Source organism: Ideonella sp., assembly GCF_035254525.1.
Classification (GTDB): Bacteria; Pseudomonadota; Gammaproteobacteria; order Burkholderiales; family Burkholderiaceae_C; genus Ideonella.
Genome location: NZ_DATFAN010000215.1, coordinates 21,442 through 39,385, shown reverse-complemented (window position 1 = coordinate 39,385; position 17,944 = coordinate 21,442). Strand labels below are relative to the sequence as shown.

Sequence of the window (17,944 nt, the reverse complement as noted above, 5' to 3'; positions counted from 1 at the left end):
TCCAAAACCCTGTTTCATGTCCTGGCGGCTGCGTTGTGCATCTCCGCCGGCCAACCCGCCATGGCCCAGACACCTCGCGCTTCCACCCCGCCGGCCGCCACGATGGCGGTCGATCCCTACCTCTGGCTCGAGGACGTGACCGGCGAACGCGCGCTGGCCTGGGTGCGCGAGCGCAACGCCGTCTCGCGCCCGGTGCTCGAGGCTCATCCCGACTTCCAGGCCAATCGCACCCGCTTCAAGGAGATCCTCGACTCCAAGGAGAGCATCCCGGTGGCGCGCCACCAGGGCGGCTGGCTCTACAACTTCTGGCGCGACGAGCAGCACCCGCGCGGCCTGTGGCGACGCGCCACGCTGGCCGAGTACCGCAAGCCCCAGCCGGCCTGGGACGTGCTGCTCGACCTCGATGCCCTGGCCAAGGCCGAGAACGAGAACTGGGTCTGGGCCCACGCCAACTGCCTGGGCGGCAAGTCGACCCGCTGCCTGATCGCGCTGTCGCGTGGCGGCGCCGATGCCAACGTCGTGCGCGAGTTCGACCTCGCGACGCGCACCTTCGTCGCCGGCGGCTTCACGTTGCCCGAGGCCAAGACCGAGGTCGACTGGCTGGACGAGAACACGGTCCTCGTCGGCACCGATTTCGGCCCCGGCTCGCTCACCGATTCCGGCTACCCGCGCGTGATCAAGCGCTGGAAGCGCGGCCAGCCGCTGGCCTCGGCGGTGACGGTGTACGAGGGCCAGGCCACCGACGTGGCCGCGTTCGCGTCGGTCGACCACACGCCCGGTTTCGAGCGCGTCAACGTCGGCCGCTCGACTGATTTCTACAACACCGAGGTCGCCCTGCTGCAAGGTGACAAGGTGGTCGCGATCGACAAGCCGGCCGACGCGCAGCTCGGCTTCTGGCGCGACCAGGTGCTGATCGACCTGCGCAGCGACTGGGCCGTCGGTGGCGCCACCTGGCCGCGCGGCTCGCTGCTCGTGGCCGACGCCGCGGCCTACCTGCGCGGCGAGCGCAAGTTCACGGCGCTGTTCACGCCGACCGCCACGCGCTCGCTGGCCAGCCACTCGTTCACCCGCAGCCAGGTGCTGCTGAACGTGCTCGACAACGTGGCCGGCCGCGCCGAGGCCTGGCGCCACGACGCCGCGGGCCGATGGGTCAAGAAGGACATCGTCGCGCCCTACCCCGGCACCTTGCAGATCAGCGGCCTGCACGACCCGCAGGTGGCCGACGACCCGCTGGGCGAGAACTTCTTCGCCACCTACACCGACTTCCTCACGCCCGACACGCTGTCGCTCGGCAGCACCGCCAACGACACGCTGGACAAGCTCAAGGCCCGCCCGGCCTTCTTCGACGCGACCGGCATGCGCACCGAACAGCGCTTCGCGACCTCCAAGGACGGCACCAAGGTGCCCTACTTCGTGATCTGGCCCAAGGGCGCCAAGGCCGACGGCAGCGACCCGACGATGCTCTACGGCTACGGCGGCTTCGAGGTGCCGATGAACCCGTTCTACTCGGGCGCTTTCGGCAGCGGCTGGTACGCCAAGGGCGGCGTGTTCGTGCTGGCCAACATCCGCGGCGGCGGCGAGTTCGGCCCGGCCTGGCACCAGGCCGCGATCAAGCAGAACAAGCAGAAGAGCTACGACGACTTCATCGCCGTCGCCGAGGACCTGATCGCCGCCAAGATCACCGACGCCCGCCACCTCGGCATCGAGGGCGGCAGCAACGGCGGCCTGCTGGTCGGCGCGGTGATGGTGCAGCGGCCGGACCTGTTCAACGCCGTCGTCTGCCAGGTGCCGCTGCTCGACATGCGGCGCTTCAACCAGCTGCTGGCCGGCGCGAGCTGGATGGCCGAGTACGGCAACCCCGACGTTCCCGAGGAATGGGCCTGGATCTCGAAGTACAGCCCCTACCAGAACCTCAAGCCCGGCGTTCGCTACCCCAAGCCCTTCATCGTCACCAGCACGCGCGACGACCGCGTTCACCCCGGCCACGCCCGCAAGATGGCCGCGCGCATGATGGAGCAGGGCCACCCGGTGCTCTACCACGAGTACATCGAGGGCGGCCACAGCGCCGCGGCCGACAACGCGCAGCGCGCCGACCGCCAGGCGCTGGAGATCGCCTACCTGTGGCAGCAGCTCGGCCGTTAGGCTTCGCACCCCAGCCGATACCCGCCACACGCTGAATGCCTGCGCCAACGCCCACCGACTACCAGTCCATCCTCGACCAGATTCACGCCGAGGTCCAACCGCTGCTCGGCCACGGCCAGGTCGCGGCCTACATCCCCGAGCTGGCCAAGGTGCGCGGCGATCAGTTCGGCATGGCGGTCGTCACGCTCGACGGCACGGTGCACGCGGCGGGCGACGCGCGCGTGCCCTTTTCGATCCAGTCGGTGTCCAAGCTATTCGCGCTGACACTGGCCTTCCAGTGCGAGGGCGACGCGCTGTGGGCCCGTGTCGGGCGCGAGCCCTCGGGCACCGCGTTCAACTCCCTGGTGCAGCTCGAGACCGAGCAGGGCAAGCCGCGCAACCCGTTCATCAACGCTGGCGCGCTGGTCGTCACCGACGTGCTGTGCACGCGCTTCGTCAACCCCGAGACGGCGCTGGTCGAGTTCGTGCGGCGGCTGACGGGCAACGCCACGATCCAGTACGACGACCGCGTCGCCCGAAGCGAGCTGGCCACCGGCTTTCGCAACCGCGCGATGGCCCACTTCATGCGCAGCTTCGGCAACCTCGTCAACCCGGTCGAGGAGGTGATCGATGCCTACTGCCGCCACTGCGCGATCCGCATGGACGCGGTGGACCTGGCGCGCGCGGTGGCCTTTCTCGCCAACGGCGGCGTCAACCCGTGGAGCGGCGAGCGCATCCTCGACGCCAGCTCGGCCAAGCGCCTGTCGGCCCTGATGCTGACCTGCGGCACCTACGACGCCGCCGGCGACTTCGCCTACCGCGTTGGCATCCCCTGCAAGAGCGGCGTCGGCGGCGGCATCGTCGGCCACATCCCCGGCCAGCTCGGGGTGTGCGTCTGGTCACCCGAGCTCGAGCCCTCAGGCAACTCGCTGGCCGGCAGCCACGCGCTGGAGAGATTCACGACACTGACGGGGAAGTCGTTGTTCTGAGGTGTGGCCCAAGGCGCCGCAGCCTGCGCAAACTCGGGCGCGCCGGTGCGGCGCGAGGGCGCGCGCCGACACCGCCGTCAGGGCAGCGGCGGCAACTCAGAAAAGAGCTGCAGTTCGCCGTCGGCAATGACCACGGCCAGCGCCGTATCGAACGCCGCGTAGATCGTCGCGCCGTCACTCGATCTTTGTCCCTGCGACAGGCCGCTGTTCGCACCAGGTACCGGCGACATCGAGGCGGATTCGTCCACGGTTGCCGAGCTCGCTGTTGTCCAGTTCGCGAGATAGTTGGTGGCCCATATTCGTACCCAGCCCCAATCACCCCTCGTGTTGGTCCCGAAGGCGACGAGTTCCTCTGCCCAACCCTGGACCGCGATGCCCACCTGCAGGCCATGGAAGTCGGGGCCCGTGTCGGCGCGAAGGAAGACGAGCGAGCTGCCGGACTTCGCCACCTGGAACTTCTGGCTGTCGCCGTGGATCGCGTCGACCCCGGTGAAGATGCCGTCGACGACGGTCAGGTCGTAATGGCGCAGCGACGCGGCGGGGCAGTTCTCTGCAGAGAGAAGCGAGTCGGTACACGTCGTCAACGTATTTCCCTCGAACCATGCCGCGAACGCGCGCGTCTGGCGAGCACCTCCACCGGCGAAGTCACTCGCGAACATGTTGAATGAGAGCCCGTCGAGCTCTGCTGCGGCAGTAACGAAGCGGCGGGCAGCGATGAAGGGCTCCGGCCCGCCATCGGCATCGATCTGGCCAATCAACACGTCGAGCCCTGTGCCGAACCGGACGCCGTTCGACGACAAATAGCTGCCATCGTCCAGCTTGTGGATGGGCGAGGTTTCGCCATCGTCCAGCGTCAAGGTGTTGCCCATCATCTCCAGCGTGGCGTTCGAAAGACCACCTCCGCTGCCGTAGATGCGATAGGTGCCGGAGCGCGCATCAGCCACTACGGCGCCATGGCCCGTGGCGCTCACGCTGTCAAGACGGCGCGACGATTGGACGATAAAGACATTCTCAAAAGTCGAAGTCACGGTGAAGTAGACAGCCACCGCCACGTCGAAGGTGAGCGAGCTGCCTGCAGGCATCACCGGCGTGGTCCATGGGCCCGGCGTCAAGTCAGGGCAAGTAGCGCCACCCCGAGCGCTGCAGGTCGCCGAGCGGAAGCCCGTCTTGGCGTAGTCCGTGAACTCCAGGAGCTCGACATCCCTCACCTCGTGCGAGGAGGGGTTGGTGACCGTGATCAGGAAGTGCGAATCCTCGCCGCGGACGGCTGCTGGCGCATCGGTGGAGGTGACTGTCAGCTCCATCCGCGGCGGCGGGTGCGTCGGCCCATCGCAGGCCGACAGGCCAGCGGCGGCAACCGCCACCGCGACGAACGCGCGCGCAGCGCTCAGCAGTGCGTGCCAAGACACCAATTCCATATCACCCTCCCTCAGATGCGTCAGCGGCCCCTCGACATGGGGGTCGTCCGCGCGGCGATGGGGGCGGATCTTAGCGGGCGTCCCTTACGGCGGCGACGTTGCTCAAGGCACCAGTGCTTCGTACGCTCCGATGTCGCAGGTGCCCAACTTTGGCCGACGGCGCAAGTCCAGGTCGTCCTTGACGAGCGCTGAGACTGCGCCGCTGCCCGCGTTGATGACCGGGCTGCCGGCGTGAAGATGGAAGTCGCTGCCCGCCGCGACGAACTACCGGGCACGGCTTCCAGGCCGCCGAACCACTGGTCATTGCTCCAGCCGCCTTCGGTGCCATCAAAGCCCACCGAGCCACCGGTGTAGCGCGTGCCCGGCGTTAGGCCGTGTCGATGCCAGCCGGCGTACCAGGGTGTAAGCGTTTCCGCATCGACAATCAGGCCTTTGCTTCGGCCTCCTGCAACATCCGCCACATCACCTTGCCCGAGCCCGACTTGGGCAACGTGTCGGCGAACTGCACGATGCGCGGCACCTTGTAGGCCGCCATGTGCTCACGGGCCCACGCAATGACGTCCTGCTCGGTCACCTTGCCCTTGGCCTCGGCACGCAGCACCACGATGGCCTTGACGGTCTCGCCGCGGTATTCGTCCTTGGCGGCGATGACGCAGGCCTCGGCCACCGCCGGGTGGCCGTACAGCAGCAGCTCGACCTCCGACGGCCAGACCTTGTAGCCGCTGGCGTTGATCATCCGCTTGAGCCGGTCGGTGAGGAAGAAGTACCCGTCCTCGTCCATGCGGCCCAGGTCGCCAGTGCGGAAGTAGCGCCGACCGTCCCTCTCGACGAACGCCGCGGCCGTGGCCTCGGGATGTTTCCAGTAGCCCTGGAAGACCATCGGGCCGCTGGTGATGATCTCGCCCGTCTGGCCGATCGGCAGTTCTTCGAGGGTCTCGGGGTCGACCACCATCGAATCGACGCCGAAGATCGGCATGCCCAGGCACTGCAGCTTGGCCTTTTCGGGCGGGTTGGCGTGGCTGGGTGCCGCGGTCTCGGTCAGGCCGTAGCCCTCGGCGAAGCTCAGGCCGAACTCGTCGAGCAGGCGCTGCGCCACGGCCTCGGGCATCGCGGCACCGCCGCCCGAGAGATACACCAGGCTCGACAGGTCGAAGCTCTTGTAGTTCGGGCTTGCGAACAGGTCGATGATCATCGTCGGGATGCAGGTCCAGTGCGTGACCCGGTAGTGCGAGATCAGCCGCCCGGCGAGTTCACGGTCCCAGCGCGGCAGCACGACCATCGTCAGGCCCGACATCACCGGCCCGATCACGCCATAGAGCATGCCGGTGATGTGGAACATCGGCACCACCGCGAGGCTGATCGACTCGGCCGAGGCAAAGCCCCACAGACCCCCGCCGATCGCGTTGGGCAGCAGCGTGCGGTGGGTGTGCATGCACCCCTTTGGCAGGCCGGTCGTGCCCGAGGTGTAGGGCAGCAGGGCCAGGTCGTCGGGCTGCGCCTGCGGCGGCCCGGCGGGCGCGAAACCAGCGGCCAGCGCATCGGTCCAGCGCGTGCAGCCGGCGGGCAGCGCCGGGTCGGCGAGCAGCCACTGCAGAATCGCAGGCTGCGGGGCCTGCTCGGGCGGAATGGTGTCGGGCAGCGCATCGGCATAGCGCGTGGCGAGCACGGCGCGCACGCGCTGCGCCTCGGGCAGCCGGCCGTTCGCCTCGGCCACGATGCCGGCCAGGTCGGCGGCGCAGATGACCACCTTGGTCTCCGGATCGCTGATGTAGTGGCCGAACTCGTCGGCCCGGTTCATCGGGTTGACCGGCACCACCACCGCATCGGCCCGCATCACCGCGTAGAACGCGACCAGGAACTGCGGGCAGTTCTGCAGGAAGATCGCCACGCGGTCCCCCTTGCCCACCCCCTGTCGCTGCAGCCAGCCGGCCAGCGCCTCGGCCTGGGCCTTGAGCTCGGCGTAGCTCATCGCGCGGCCCAGGAACCAGGTGACCGGCTTGCGCGGGTAGCGCGCGGCCGAGACCTCGAGGTTGAACCACAGCGTGGTCTCGGGCACGGTCAACTCCAGCGGCAGCCGGCGCGGCCAGTGCTTCAGGTGCGGGCGGTGGGCAGGGATCATGGCGGTCCAGTCCGGATGAACGAAGGGGCGGCAGCCGGCGCGGCAGCCATGCCCCGGGGTATAGCCCGCCGATCGGCGGCTCGCCACCGGGGCCACCCGAGGGCCACCTGTCGCAGGCGCGACAAGCAACCCTTGCCGCCCCGGTGTTGACCGGGGTGCCGCTTACAATTTCCCGCCGATTCCGTGGGCCGCCCAGCGCGGCGGCCGCTGCCCTTCTCGCCCCCATGTCCACCCTGTTGCTGACCCGCCGCCGCTGCCTGGCCGGCCTGCTTGCCTGGGGTGGGGCGCACGCCGCCGTGCCGCCGCGCGCAGCGCTGCTGGCGCAGCCGCACGGCACGGTGGTACTGAGCATCGACGGCCAGATCCGCCGCACCAATGCCGATGCGCGGGCCGATTTCGACCTCGAGATGCTGGCCGCGCTGCCGCAGCGGCAACTCGTGACCCACACGCCATGGCACCAGGGCCCGCAGACCTTCACCGGCCCCTTGCTGCGCGACGTGCTGGCCGAGGTCGGGGCGGCCGGCCAGCGGCTTGTCGCCGTGGCGCTGAACGACTACCGCTGCGAGATTCCGGTCGATGACACCGCACAGTTCGATGTCGTGCTGGCGCGGCTGCACAACGGCGAGGCGATGCGTGTGCGCGACAAGGGGCCGCTGTTCATCGTCTACCCCTTCGACAGCGACCCGCAGCTGCGCTCCGAGCGCTACTACGCGCGCTCGGCGTGGCAGGTGCGCCGACTGATCGTGCAATCGTGACCTCGCCCCGGCCGCCCGCGGCGGTTTCCCGGCTGTTGTGGGGCGTGGGGGCCGTGCTGGCGGCGATGCTCGCGGCCACCATCTGGCTGCAGGCACGGCTGGACGGGTTGATCGGCCGGGCCGAAGCGCTCGCCGACAACAACACGAGTTGGAGCTTCTTCCAGCTCGAAACCGAATTCCACGCCTTGCAGGACGGGCTGGAGGACATGCCCGCCGGCCAGGCGCCGACGACCGCCGCGGTCGACGAACTGCGCAAGCGCTACGAGATCTTCGTCAGCCGCATCGCGCTGGTCGACCCGCAGCGCGTGCATGCCGAGCTGCCCGGCACGCCGCAGCACCTGGCCACGCTGGCCCGCCTGAACGACTTCGTGCGGCACGCCGACCCGCTGCTGGCCGACAACAGCGAGGCCATGCTCACGGCCGACGATGTGGCCCGTTTGCGCGCACAGGCCGACGCGCTGTTCGTCCCGGTGCGTGAACTGACGCAGCTGGCCAGCCAGTTTGCGGTGCAGCGCAGCAGCCAGCGCGACCGTGCGCTGCACGAGCACCAGCGCACCACCCTCGCACTGACGCTGCTGCAAAGCCTAGTGACCTTGGGCTTCGCGCTGCTGCTCGTGCGTCAGCTGCACGCCGCCTCGCAACGCCAGGCAGAGCTGGCCGAGCTCGCACAGCGGCTCGACGCCGCCCGCGCGGCCGCCGAGGTGGCCAACCAGAGCAAGAGCGTGTTCCTAGCCAACATGAGCCACGAGCTGCGCACGCCGTTCAACGGGGTGCTGGGCATGCTGAGCCTGCTCGACGACAGCCGGCTCGACGAGGACCAGCGCCGCACGCTGCACACGGCCCGCGAATCGACGCAGCACCTGCTCGCGCTGCTGAACGACATCCTGGATGTCTCGCGGCTCGAAGACGGCCGCCTGGCGCTGCACCTGGGCCCGGTGGACCTGGCCGCGCTGGCGCAATCGGTGCACGCCGCGATGGCGCCGGCCGCCGAGGCCAAGCAGCTCGCGCTGGAGCTGCAACTCGCGCCGGGCCTGCCGGTGGCCGTGCGGGCCGATGCCACGCGGCTGAAGCAGGTCCTGTTCAACCTGCTGTCGAACGCGATCAAGTTCACCGCGGCCGGCCGGGTGCAACTGCGCGTCGAGCGACTCGCCACGCCGAACCCGGGCGCCGGGCCGACGCCGGCCAACGTGGCCTGGTTCGCCTTCCACGTGCGCGACACCGGCATCGGCATCGACGCCGCCGCGCGTGCGCACCTGTTCGAGCGTTTCGGCCAGGCCGACACCAGCGTCACCCGCGCCCAGGGGGGCACCGGGCTCGGGCTGGAAATCTCGCGCGGCCTCGCCCGGCTGATGGGCGGCGACATCGACGTCGACAGCCGCCCCGGCGAAGGCAGCGAGTTCAGCCTCGTGCTGCCGCTGCCGGTGCTGCCCGCCGAAGCGCTGGCCGAGCCGGCCGCCGACGCCCGCCCGCGCGCGCGTCACCTGCCGCGCCCGCTGGACGTGCTGGTCGCCGAAGACCATGCCGTCAACCGCCAGTACCTCGGCGCGCTGCTGCAGCGCGCCGGCCACCGCGTGCGCTTTGCCGACAACGGCACCGAGGCGCTGGCCGAAGCCGAGCGCGCCATGCCCGACCTGGTGCTGATGGACGTGCACATGCCGGTGCAGGACGGCCTGAGCGCCACCCGCGCGTTGCGCGCCAAACCACCACCGCTGCGCCGGGTGAAGATCATCGCCGTCACTGCCGACGCCTTCGACGCGGCCCGCGACCGGGCTCGCGAAGCCGGCGCCGATGCCCACCTGACCAAGCCCTTCCAGCCGGCCGAGCTCGATGCGCTGCTGCTCGATCTGTTCGGCGTGCCGGGCCCGGCGCCGGCCACGGCGCCACCCCCGCTGGCTGCGCCCTCGTCACCCGCGGCCGCGCCCGCGAAGGCCCCCTCCCCCCGCGGCAACGGGGCCCTGCTCGACATCGGCGCCATCGGCGAGCTGTGCGGCCTGATCTCGCTCGAGGGCGTGCGCCCGCTGCTGGAAGGCTTCTTCACCGACGACAGCCACGCCTGGGCCGACCTGCAGGCCGCGCTCGAGCACGTCGACGGCGCCGATGTGCCGACGGTTGCGCACCGCTTCAAGGGCGCGGCGCAGCTGCTGGGCTGTGCCGCGCTGGCGGTGCGGGCCGAAGCGATCGAGCACCACGCCGCGCCATGGACCCCCGCCGACGCCGAGGCCGAGGCCGGCGTGCTGCGCCGCCTGTGGGCAGATACCCACACCCTGTGCCGGCGCCTGGGCTTCGTCGCGTAGACAGAACAGAAGGCGCTCCGCAGGAGCCGCCGCCCATCAAGTGGCGTGCGCGGATCCGGCTTGGCCGGTCCGCTGCGCGAGCCCCGGGGGTCCGAAGGGCCCCTCCGTGGCCCTGGGGGCAGCCCCCGGCAGGGGGCGTGGGGGTCAAACAATCACCGGCTCCGGCTCCAGCCGGATGCCGAAGCGGCCGTACACGCTCTCCTGGATCGCCCGGGCCAGCGTGACCACCTCGGAGCCGATCGCGCCGCCCTTGTTCACCAGCACCAGCGCCTGCTTCTCGTAGACGCCGGCGTGGCCGATCACCTTGCCCTTCCAGCCGCAGGCGTCGATCAGCCAGCCGGCGGCGAGCTTGAACTGGCCGTCGGCCATCGGGTAGTGCACGACGTGCGGGTCGCGGGTGATGATGTCGCGGCACTGCTCGGCGCTGACCAGCGGGTTCTTGAAGAAACTGCCCACGTTGCCGATCTCGGCCGGATCGGGCAGCTTGGCGCGGCGGATCGCGCAGACCCAGTCGAAGACCGTGCGCGCATCCGGGGCATGGTTGCCCGTCTCGGCCATCTTGCGCTCGAGATCGAGGTAGCCGAGCACCGGCTGCCACGGCCTGGGCAGCCGCACCCGCACCCGCGTGATCACGCTCTTGCCGGCCAGCGCGCCCTTGAACAGGCTCTCGCGGTAGCCGAACCTGCACTGCGCGCGGTTCAGCGTCACGGTGCGGCCGGTCACCAGATCCACCGTGTCCAGCGATTCGAAACGATCGGCCAGCTCCAGCCCGTAGGCGCCGATGTTCTGCACCGGCGCGGCGCCGACCGTGCCCGGGATCAGCGCGAGGTTTTCCAGGCCCGGCCAGCCGTGGTCCAGCGTCCAGGCGACCAGATCGTGCCAGGCTTCGCCGGCACCGGCCTCGACGATCACCGCCTCGTCGGTTTCGTTGACCAGCCGCAAGCCGCGCACCTCGACTTTCAGCACCAGTTCGGGCATGTCGCGCGTCAGGATCACGTTGCTGCCGCCGCCGAGCACGAACTTCGGCGCCCGGCCCAGCTCGGGGTGGGCCAGCACGCGCCGCACATCGGCATCACCGGTGATGCGCACCAGGCGCCGCGCCGTGGCCGGCAGGCCGAAGCTGTTGTGCCGGCGCAAAGGCGCGTCGTTCTCGATGGCGAGGGTTCCGGTGGTGGCCGGCTTAGGGTCCTGCATGGCAGAATTTTCGTCGATCCTCCGGATTCACCCTGACTTACCATGCCCAGCTTCGATACCGTCCTCGAACCTAACCTCGTTGAACTGCGCAACGCGACCGAACAGGCCAACAAGGAAATCGGCACCCGCTTCGATTTCAAGGGCTCGGATGCGCGCATCGAACTCGCCGACAAAGGCAAGGACAAGACGCTCGCGCTCTTCGCCGACAGCGACTTCCAACTCGGCCAGGTGAAGGACGTGCTGCTGGCCAAGCTGAGCAAGCGCAACGTCGACGTGCGCTTCCTCGACCTGACCGCCAAGCCCGAGAAACTGGGCGGCGACAAGCTCAAGCTCGTCGTGCCGGTCAAGGCCGGCATCGACAGCGACACGGCCAAGAAGATCCAGCAACTCGTCAAGCAGAGCAAGCTGAAGGTGCAGGCCGCCATCCAGGGCGACACGGTGCGCATCACCGGCGCCAAGCGCGACGACCTGCAAGCCACCATGGCCTTGCTGCGCAAGGATGTGACGGAAGTACCGCTCTCGTTCAACAACTTCCGCGACTGAAAGCCCACCCCATGCATGCCCCCCGCCGCCGCGCCGTGCTCACCTTGTCGGCGCTGGCGACGGCGCCCTGGCTGGCCGCGCCGGCCCGCGCGCAAAGCGTGCTGCTGTCGGGCACGCTGGGCAGCTCGAAAGCCATCCTCGTCATCGATGGCCAGATGCAGACCATGGCCGTCGGTGGCAGCGCCAAGGGCGTCACGCTGCGTTCCTTGGGCGCCGACGAGGCGGTGGTGTTGATCGGCGGCAAACCCCTGACGCTGCGCCTGGGCGCCGCGCCGGTCAGCCTGGGCGGTGGGGGCGGCGGCGGTGGCGGCAGCGCGATCGTGCTCCCGATGGGCCCCGGCGGGCATTTCCTGGCCGACGGCACGATCAACGGCAAGAGCGCCACCTTCATGGTCGACACCGGCGCGACGACGATCGCCATGGGCGTCGCCGATGCGCAGCGCCTGGGCCTGAAGTACGACGGTGGCCGCCGGGGCATGGCCAACACGGCCGGCGGCAACGTGCCGGTCTACGAGGTCAGCCTGAACTCGGTTCGCATCGGCGACGTCGAGGTCTACAACCTCACCGCGGGCGTGGTGCCGGCCAACATGCCCCACATCCTGTTGGGCAACAATTTCCTGTCGCGCTTCAACATGCGGCGCGAGGGTGACACGATGCGGCTCGAGAAGAAGCCCTGAAAGAACCCCACGATGAACGCGCTGAAGCACCTTCTGCCCCATGCGCTGGGCTGCGCCCTGCTGGCCGCGGCACCGGCCTGGGCGCAGCCCTCGCTGGTCGACGCGATCCAGGCCTGCCGCACGCGTGACGACCCGCAGCTTCGCCTGGCCTGCTACGACGATCTGCGCCTGCCGCCGGCCCCGCCGCCCGGCGCGCTGCGCGCCGCGCCGCCGCCCGTCGCCTTCACACCCGAGAACTTCGGCTTCGAGCAGCGCACCGCGAAAGAGGCGCTGCCCTCGATCGAGAGCCACATCCCCGGCCGCTTCGATGGCTGGGGCCCGCGCGAGCGCATCAAGCTGGCCAACGGGCAGGTCTGGCAGGTGATCGACGACAGCAACGCGGTGATGAACCTGCGCGACCCCAAGGTCACCGTCCGGCGCGGCGCGCTCGGCGCGTTCTACCTGGAGTTCGAGCAGTCCAACCGGACGGCACGGGTGCGGCGGGTGGAGTAGTCGCCGTCGGGCCAGCGTCTGTCGCGCACGGGACAAGGCAAAAAAGCACGGTCGTGCTACAAAGCCTGATCAACCGGAGACAAGCCAGCGATGGACCTGAACCTGACCGCGGAAGAGCAGGCCTTCCGCCACGAGGTGCGCGACTGGGTGCGCGCCAACCTGCCGGCCGAGCTGAGCCACAAGGTGCTCAATTCGATGCGCCTGACGCGCGACGACATGCAGCGCTGGGCCAAGATCCTCGGTGCCAAGGGCTGGCTGGGCTATGCCTGGCCCCAGCAGTTCGGCGGCCCGGGCTGGAATGCGGTGCAGAAGCACTTGTTCGAAGAGGAATGCGCCCTGGCCGGCGCGCCGCGCATCGTGCCCTTCGGCCCGGTGATGGTGGCGCCGGTCATCATGGCCTTCGGCTCGCCCGAGCAGCAAAGGCGCTTCCTGCCCGGCATTGCCTCGGGTGAGGTCTGGTGGAGCCAGGGCTATTCCGAGCCGGGCTCGGGCTCGGATCTCGCCTCCGTCAAGACCCGTGCCGAACGTATCTCGACAAGTTCGGGCGACAAGTACCTCGTCAACGGCCAGAAGACCTGGACAACGCTGGGCCAGTACGGCGAGTGGATCTTCTGCCTCGTGCGCACCAGCACCGAAGGCAAGCCGCAGACCGGCATCAGCTTCTTGCTGATCGACATGAAGTCGCCCGGCGTGACGGTGCGGCCGATCATCATGCTCGACGGCGAGCACGAGGTGAACGAGGTCTTCTTTGACAACGTCGAGGTGCCGGCCGAGAACCTGATCGGCGAGGAGAACAAGGGCTGGACCTACGCCAAGCACCTGCTGGCGCACGAGCGCACCAACATCGCCGACGTGAACCGCTCCAAGCGCGAGCTCGAGCGCCTGAAGCGCATCGCGAAGGCCGAGGGTGTGTATGACGACCTGCGCTTTCGCGACCAGATCGCGCTGCTCGAAGTCGACATCGTCGCCCTCGAGATGCTGGTGCTGCGCGTGCTCAGCGCCGAGAAGAGCGGCAAGCAGAGCCTGGACATCGCGGGCCTGCTGAAGATCCGTGGCAGCGAGATCCAGCAACGCTACAGCGAGCTGATGATGCAGGCCGCCGGCCCCTTCGCCTGGCCCTACCTGCACGAGGCGATGGACGCCGGCTGGCAGGGCGACCAGGCGCTGGGCGGCCTGTGGCCCGGTGGCGCCGCGCACTGCGCGCCGCTGGCCAGCACCTTCTTCAACTACCGCAAGACGACGATCTACGGCGGCAGCAACGAAGTGCAGCGCAACATCGTGTCGCAAACGGTCCTGGGAGCCTGAGCATGGATTTCGACTTCACCGACGACCAGGTCTCGCTGCGCGACGCGGTGGCCCGCTGGGTTGACAAGGGTTTCTCGTTCGAGCGCCGGCACGCGGTCGCGAGAGCGGGCGGCGCCACGCGCGAGGTCTATGGCGAGCTGGCCGGGCTGGGCCTCACCGCGCTGGCCGTGCCCGAGGCGCATGGCGGCATGGGCTTCGGCCCGGTCGAGGCGATGGTGGTGATGGAAGAGCTCGGCCGCGGCCTCGTCAACGCGCCGCTGGCGCAAAGCGCGCTGATCGCACCGGCGCTGCTGGCGCATGCGCCCGAGGCGCTGCAGGCCGCGTGGCTGCCCAAGATCGCCGACGCCACGGCGCTCGTCGTGCTCGCGCACCAGGAGCGCGGCGCGCGCTACCACCTCGACCGCGTCGCGACCCGCGCCGCCCAGGCAGGCGGCGCCCACCACCTCAGCGGCGTCAAGAGCGTGGTGCCGGCCGGCGACGAGGCGGATGCCTTCATCGTGCCGGCCAACCTGGGCGGCGGCGATGACGACGACACCGGCATTGCGCTCTTCCTCGTCGAGCGCGGCGCACCCGGCGTGACGGTGCGCGGCTATCCGACGCAGGACGGCGCCCGCGCCGCCGAGCTGACGCTGGCCGACACGCCGGCGCAGCTCATCACCATCGATGGCTTGCAGGCGCTGCAGGCCGGCATCGATGTGGGCATCGCCGCGGTCTGTGCCGAAGGCGTCGGTGTGATGGACAAGCTCGTCGCGATCACCGTCGACTACATGAACACGCGCAAGCAGTTCGGCGCCACGCTCGCGAGCTTCCAGGCGCTGCGTCACCGCATTGCCGACGTGAAGATGCAGCTCGAGCTCGCCCGCTCGATGAGCTACTACGCGACGCTGCGCCTGAATGACCCCGAGCCGCGCCGCCGCCAGGCCATCGCCCAGGCCAAGGTGCAGATCGGCAACGCGGCCCGCTTCGTCGGCCAGCAGTGCATCCAGCTGCATGGCGGCATCGGCGTGACCGACGAATACATCGCCAGCCACTACTTCAAGCGGCTGACGATGATCGAGATGCAGTTCGGCGACACGCTGCACCACCTGGGCGAGGTCAGCGCGCGGATGCAGGAGACGGCCGGCGCCTTGGCTTGAGCTCGCTGCGGCGCTGCGTGCCCGGCATGCGCGTGGCGTGTCGACTCCGACAGCGGCATCAGAGCGCGCGCCGCACCGTCACCGTGTCGCGATCCTGCGGATCGCGATGCTGCTCGAAGCCGAGCTGGCGCGCGAACCTGAGCATCGCCGTGTTGGTCCGCAGCACCAGGCCTTCCATCGTCGCCAGCCCGCGCCTGCGGGCGTGATCGACCAGGGCCTGCATCAGGATGCCGGCCAGGCCGGTGCCGTGCCAGGCGTCGTCGACGGCGATCGCGAATTCGCAGCCGGTGCCGGTGTTGTCGACGATGTAGCGCGCCACCCCGAGCAACGCCGGCTGGCCGCCCTGCTCGGCGGCAGCGACCAGCGCGACGTGGTGGTCCTGGTCCACGCGGGTGAGGTAGTCGAGCTTGCCGTCGGACAGGCTGCGCATCGTGACCATGAAGCGCAGGTAGCGGGCTTCGGGGGACAGATGCTGGACGAACTCGGCCTCTGCCGCGCGGTCCCCGGGCTGCATCGGCCGCACCGTGACCGCCGTGCCGGCCACCCAGTGGCGGGTGCAGGGCAGCACGGCGGGCAAACCGACGGCCGGCGCCGGCGATGCCGGCGGGGGCAGCGCCGCCCCCCGCGCGGCGAGGTAGCCGACGATCGCGTCCAGCGTGTCGAACCGTTGCTGGTCTGCCGGCGGGATCTCGATCGACAACCGGTGCTGCAGTTCGGCGCCCAGGTTGAGCCAGTCCATCGAATCGAGCTCGATCTGCTCGCGCAGCGGCCGCGCCGGCGCGAGTTGGCGAAGGTCGGCCTCGGGGGCGATCGTGCCGATCGCCGCCAGCACCACGGCGCGGATCTCGTCGCTGTCCATCATGGGCCCCGCATGCGGCGCTGCGTGCGGCGCCCCGGCGCTCAAGGCGCGGGCCGGCCCGGGCCTTGCGTGCCTTCGGCGCGGGCCGAGAGGTAGGCGTACAGATCAGCGATGTGGGCGTGGACGCGCGGCTCGCCTTCCCAGGCCGGCATCGTCAGCGGGCCTTCGCGGCGCTGCAGCACGTCCTCGATCCAGGCCTCGCGCAAGGCACCTTCGCTGCGCGCCTCGCCGGAGGGCGTGGACCAGTCGTAGCGCTGCAGCACCAGGCCGACGAAACGGCGCGGGCCCATCTCGCGCACACGCGGCAGCAGGTCGGGGCCGTCGGCCGTGCCGGTCGCGGCCGGGCCGTGGCAACGTGCGCAGCGGTCCTGGAAGACACGCCAACCGGTGTAGACCGAGCCGGGCGGCCTGGCCTGGCGCGCCAGCTCCTGTGCGGGCTGGGCGTTCTGCCACTCGACCGCGCAGGCCGCGAGCAGCACCGCCGACGCGAGCGTCATGTGTTCGATGAAGGGCTTGAGCCAGCGCATCGGGGGCCTCTCGGTGTCGGGCACACGCCGCCCGATGCCACCGATTGTGGGGAGCCGGCCCTGGCCGAACCTTGCTCAAAATCAGGCCACGCGCCGGCCGCCGTAGACTGCGTGCCACCCCCTGCCGACCTGCCGCGAAGGAAACGCCGTGCCCCTGACCCGCCCTGCCATCGCTGCCGGCCTCGCCGCCGCCCTGTCGTCGCTGGCCGGCGTCGCCGATGCGGCGACCGAACCCGCGCTGCTCGACGAGGTGGCCGCGGCCGTGAACCCGGCCGAGTTGAAAGGCACCATCGTCTCGCTGGTCGGCTTCGGCACCCGCCATACCCTGTCGGACACCCGGTCGGAAACCCGCGGCATCGGTGCCGCGCGGCGCTGGGTGCAGCGGCGCTTCGGCGAGATCTCGTCGGGTTGCGGCCAGTGCCTCGAGGTCGTGGCCCCGTCGCAGACTTTCACCGGCCCGCGCATCCCGCAGCCGGCCGAGGTGATGGACATCGTCGCGATCCAGCGTGGCACGAGCGATGCGAACCGCGTCGTGCTGATCACCGGCCACCTGGACTCACGCGTGTCCGACATCATGAACGCGACCAGCGACGCCCCTGGCGCCAACGACGACGCCTCCGGCGTGGCCGCCGTGCTCGAAGCGGCGCGCGTGCTGTCGAAGCACCGCTTTCGCGCGACCATCGTCTATGCCGCGCTGTCGGGCGAGGAGCAGGGCCTGTACGGCGGCAAGGTGCTGGCCGCGTATGCACGCACCCAGGGCTGGCAGGTCGAGGCCGACCTGAACAACGACATCATCGGCAGCAGCCACGGCCAGGACGGCGTGCACGACAACGCCACGGTGCGGGTGTTCTCCGAGGGCACCAAGGCTACCGAGACACCGGCCCAGGCCAACAAGCGGCGCTACAACGGCGGCGAGCTCGATTCACCCTCGCGCAACCTCGCGCGCTTCATGGCCGCGCAGGCGGAAGCGCACCTGACCAACCTGCGCGTCGAGATGGTCTACCGCACCGACCGCTACGGCCGTGGCGGCGACCAGGTCTCGTTCCTTGAGCTCGGCTTCCCGGCGGTGCGCGTGACCGAGGCGCACGAGGATTACACCCACCAGCACCAGGACCTGCGCACCGAGCACGGCGTGCCCTACGGCGACACGATCGAGTTCGTCGACTTCGACTACCTCGCGCAGGTGACGCGGCTGAACCTCGTCACGCTGGCCGCGCTGGCCAACGCGCCGGCGCCGCCCCAGGGCGTGGCGATCGAGGGTGCCGTGTCGCCGGACACCACACTGAGGTGGGAGCCGGTGCCCGGCGCGGCTGGCTACCGCGTCTGGTGGCGCAGCACCACCGAGCCGCAGTGGCGCTACCACCGCGACGTGCCGGCCGACGCGCAACCGCCGAACCGGCTGACGCTGATGAACGTGGTCATCGACGACTGGTTCTTCGGCGTCTCGGCCGTGTCGGCCGACGGCTACGAGTCGCCGGTGGTGTTTCCAGGCGACCCGGGCGCCTTCTGAAGCCG

At 70.0% G+C, this 17,944-nt stretch carries 15 protein-coding genes and 1 pseudogene; 10 read left to right on the top strand and 6 right to left on the bottom strand.

Features of this window, described 5'->3' with window-relative positions; genetic code table 11:
• Positions 1–60: 60 nt before the first annotated feature.
• The gene (locus VJ693_RS25265; protein WP_324158883.1) at positions 61–2,142 is read left to right on the top strand and encodes a prolyl oligopeptidase family serine peptidase; all 2,082 of its coding nucleotides are present in this window, start codon (positions 61–63) and stop codon (positions 2,140–2,142) included.
• Between the two features lie 35 nt (positions 2,143–2,177).
• Positions 2,178–3,110 (top strand): glutaminase, encoded by a 933-nt coding sequence (locus VJ693_RS25260; RefSeq protein WP_324158881.1) that lies wholly within the window; start codon positions 2,178–2,180, stop codon positions 3,108–3,110.
• A gap of 77 nt (positions 3,111–3,187) precedes the next feature.
• Here VJ693_RS25260 and VJ693_RS25255 read toward each other — a convergent pair whose 3' ends face one another.
• From VJ693_RS25255 to VJ693_RS25250, 3 genes and pseudogenes are all read right to left on the bottom strand, one after another.
• A complete protein-coding gene (locus VJ693_RS25255; protein ID WP_324158879.1) occupies positions 3,188–4,528 on the bottom strand; it encodes a hypothetical protein in 1,341 nt (446 codons plus the stop codon).
• A gap of 102 nt (positions 4,529–4,630) precedes the next feature.
• Positions 4,631–4,762 (bottom strand): annotated as a pseudogene (locus tag VJ693_RS25755) (choice-of-anchor Q domain-containing protein); the annotation flags it as partial.
• Between the two features lie 190 nt (positions 4,763–4,952).
• Positions 4,953–6,647 (bottom strand): long-chain fatty acid--CoA ligase, encoded by a 1,695-nt coding sequence (locus VJ693_RS25250; protein WP_324158877.1) that lies wholly within the window; start codon positions 6,645–6,647, stop codon positions 4,953–4,955.
• A 224-nt stretch (positions 6,648–6,871) separates the two neighbouring features.
• Here VJ693_RS25250 and VJ693_RS25245 point away from each other — a divergent pair, with 224 nt between their 5' ends.
• Both VJ693_RS25245 and VJ693_RS25240 read left to right on the top strand, forming a co-directional pair.
• Positions 6,872–7,402: a molybdopterin-dependent oxidoreductase gene (locus VJ693_RS25245; RefSeq protein WP_324158875.1), complete on the top strand. Its 531-nt coding sequence runs from the start codon at positions 6,872–6,874 to the stop codon at positions 7,400–7,402.
• Complete coding sequence (locus VJ693_RS25240) at positions 7,399–9,696, top strand: ATP-binding protein (protein ID WP_324158873.1); 2,298 nt, start codon at positions 7,399–7,401, stop codon at positions 9,694–9,696. The genes VJ693_RS25245 and VJ693_RS25240 overlap by 4 nt, the downstream gene beginning before the upstream one ends.
• A gap of 144 nt (positions 9,697–9,840) precedes the next feature.
• Here VJ693_RS25240 and murB read toward each other — a convergent pair whose 3' ends face one another.
• Positions 9,841–10,890: a UDP-N-acetylmuramate dehydrogenase gene (gene murB, locus VJ693_RS25235; protein ID WP_324158871.1), complete on the bottom strand. Its 1,050-nt coding sequence runs from the start codon at positions 10,888–10,890 to the stop codon at positions 9,841–9,843.
• Between the two features lie 42 nt (positions 10,891–10,932).
• Between murB and VJ693_RS25230 the strand changes: the two genes are divergently transcribed.
• The 5 genes from VJ693_RS25230 (at position 10,933) to VJ693_RS25210 (ending at position 15,043) form a co-directional block, all read left to right on the top strand.
• Entirely contained in the window at positions 10,933–11,433 is a 501-nt protein-coding gene (locus VJ693_RS25230; RefSeq protein ID WP_324158870.1) for a YajQ family cyclic di-GMP-binding protein, read from the top strand.
• Positions 11,434–11,444: 11 nt separating this feature from the next.
• A complete protein-coding gene (locus tag VJ693_RS25225) occupies positions 11,445–12,110 on the top strand; it encodes a retropepsin-like aspartic protease (RefSeq protein ID WP_324158868.1) in 666 nt (221 codons plus the stop codon).
• A gap of 12 nt (positions 12,111–12,122) precedes the next feature.
• The gene (locus VJ693_RS25220; protein ID WP_324158867.1) at positions 12,123–12,602 is read left to right on the top strand and encodes a hypothetical protein; all 480 of its coding nucleotides are present in this window, start codon (positions 12,123–12,125) and stop codon (positions 12,600–12,602) included.
• 90 nt (positions 12,603–12,692) lie between these two features.
• Positions 12,693–13,907 carry an acyl-CoA dehydrogenase family protein gene (locus VJ693_RS25215; RefSeq protein WP_324158865.1) on the top strand — a complete coding sequence of 405 codons (1,215 nt, stop codon included), beginning with the start codon at positions 12,693–12,695 and terminating at the stop codon, positions 13,905–13,907.
• 2 nt (positions 13,908–13,909) lie between these two features.
• Positions 13,910–15,043 carry an acyl-CoA dehydrogenase family protein gene (locus VJ693_RS25210; RefSeq protein ID WP_324158864.1) on the top strand — a complete coding sequence of 378 codons (1,134 nt, stop codon included), beginning with the start codon at positions 13,910–13,912 and terminating at the stop codon, positions 15,041–15,043.
• A gap of 58 nt (positions 15,044–15,101) precedes the next feature.
• Here VJ693_RS25210 and VJ693_RS25205 read toward each other — a convergent pair whose 3' ends face one another.
• Positions 15,102–15,902 (bottom strand): GNAT family N-acetyltransferase, encoded by an 801-nt coding sequence (locus VJ693_RS25205; protein WP_324158862.1) that lies wholly within the window; start codon positions 15,900–15,902, stop codon positions 15,102–15,104.
• Between the two features lie 41 nt (positions 15,903–15,943).
• Entirely contained in the window at positions 15,944–16,429 is a 486-nt protein-coding gene (locus tag VJ693_RS25200; RefSeq protein ID WP_324158860.1) for a c-type cytochrome, read from the bottom strand.
• A 148-nt stretch (positions 16,430–16,577) separates the two neighbouring features.
• On the opposite strand from VJ693_RS25200, the gene VJ693_RS25195 reads away from it, so the two are divergent.
• Positions 16,578–17,939 carry a M20/M25/M40 family metallo-hydrolase gene (locus VJ693_RS25195; RefSeq protein WP_324158858.1) on the top strand — a complete coding sequence of 454 codons (1,362 nt, stop codon included), beginning with the start codon at positions 16,578–16,580 and terminating at the stop codon, positions 17,937–17,939.
• Positions 17,940–17,944 lie beyond the last annotated feature (5 nt).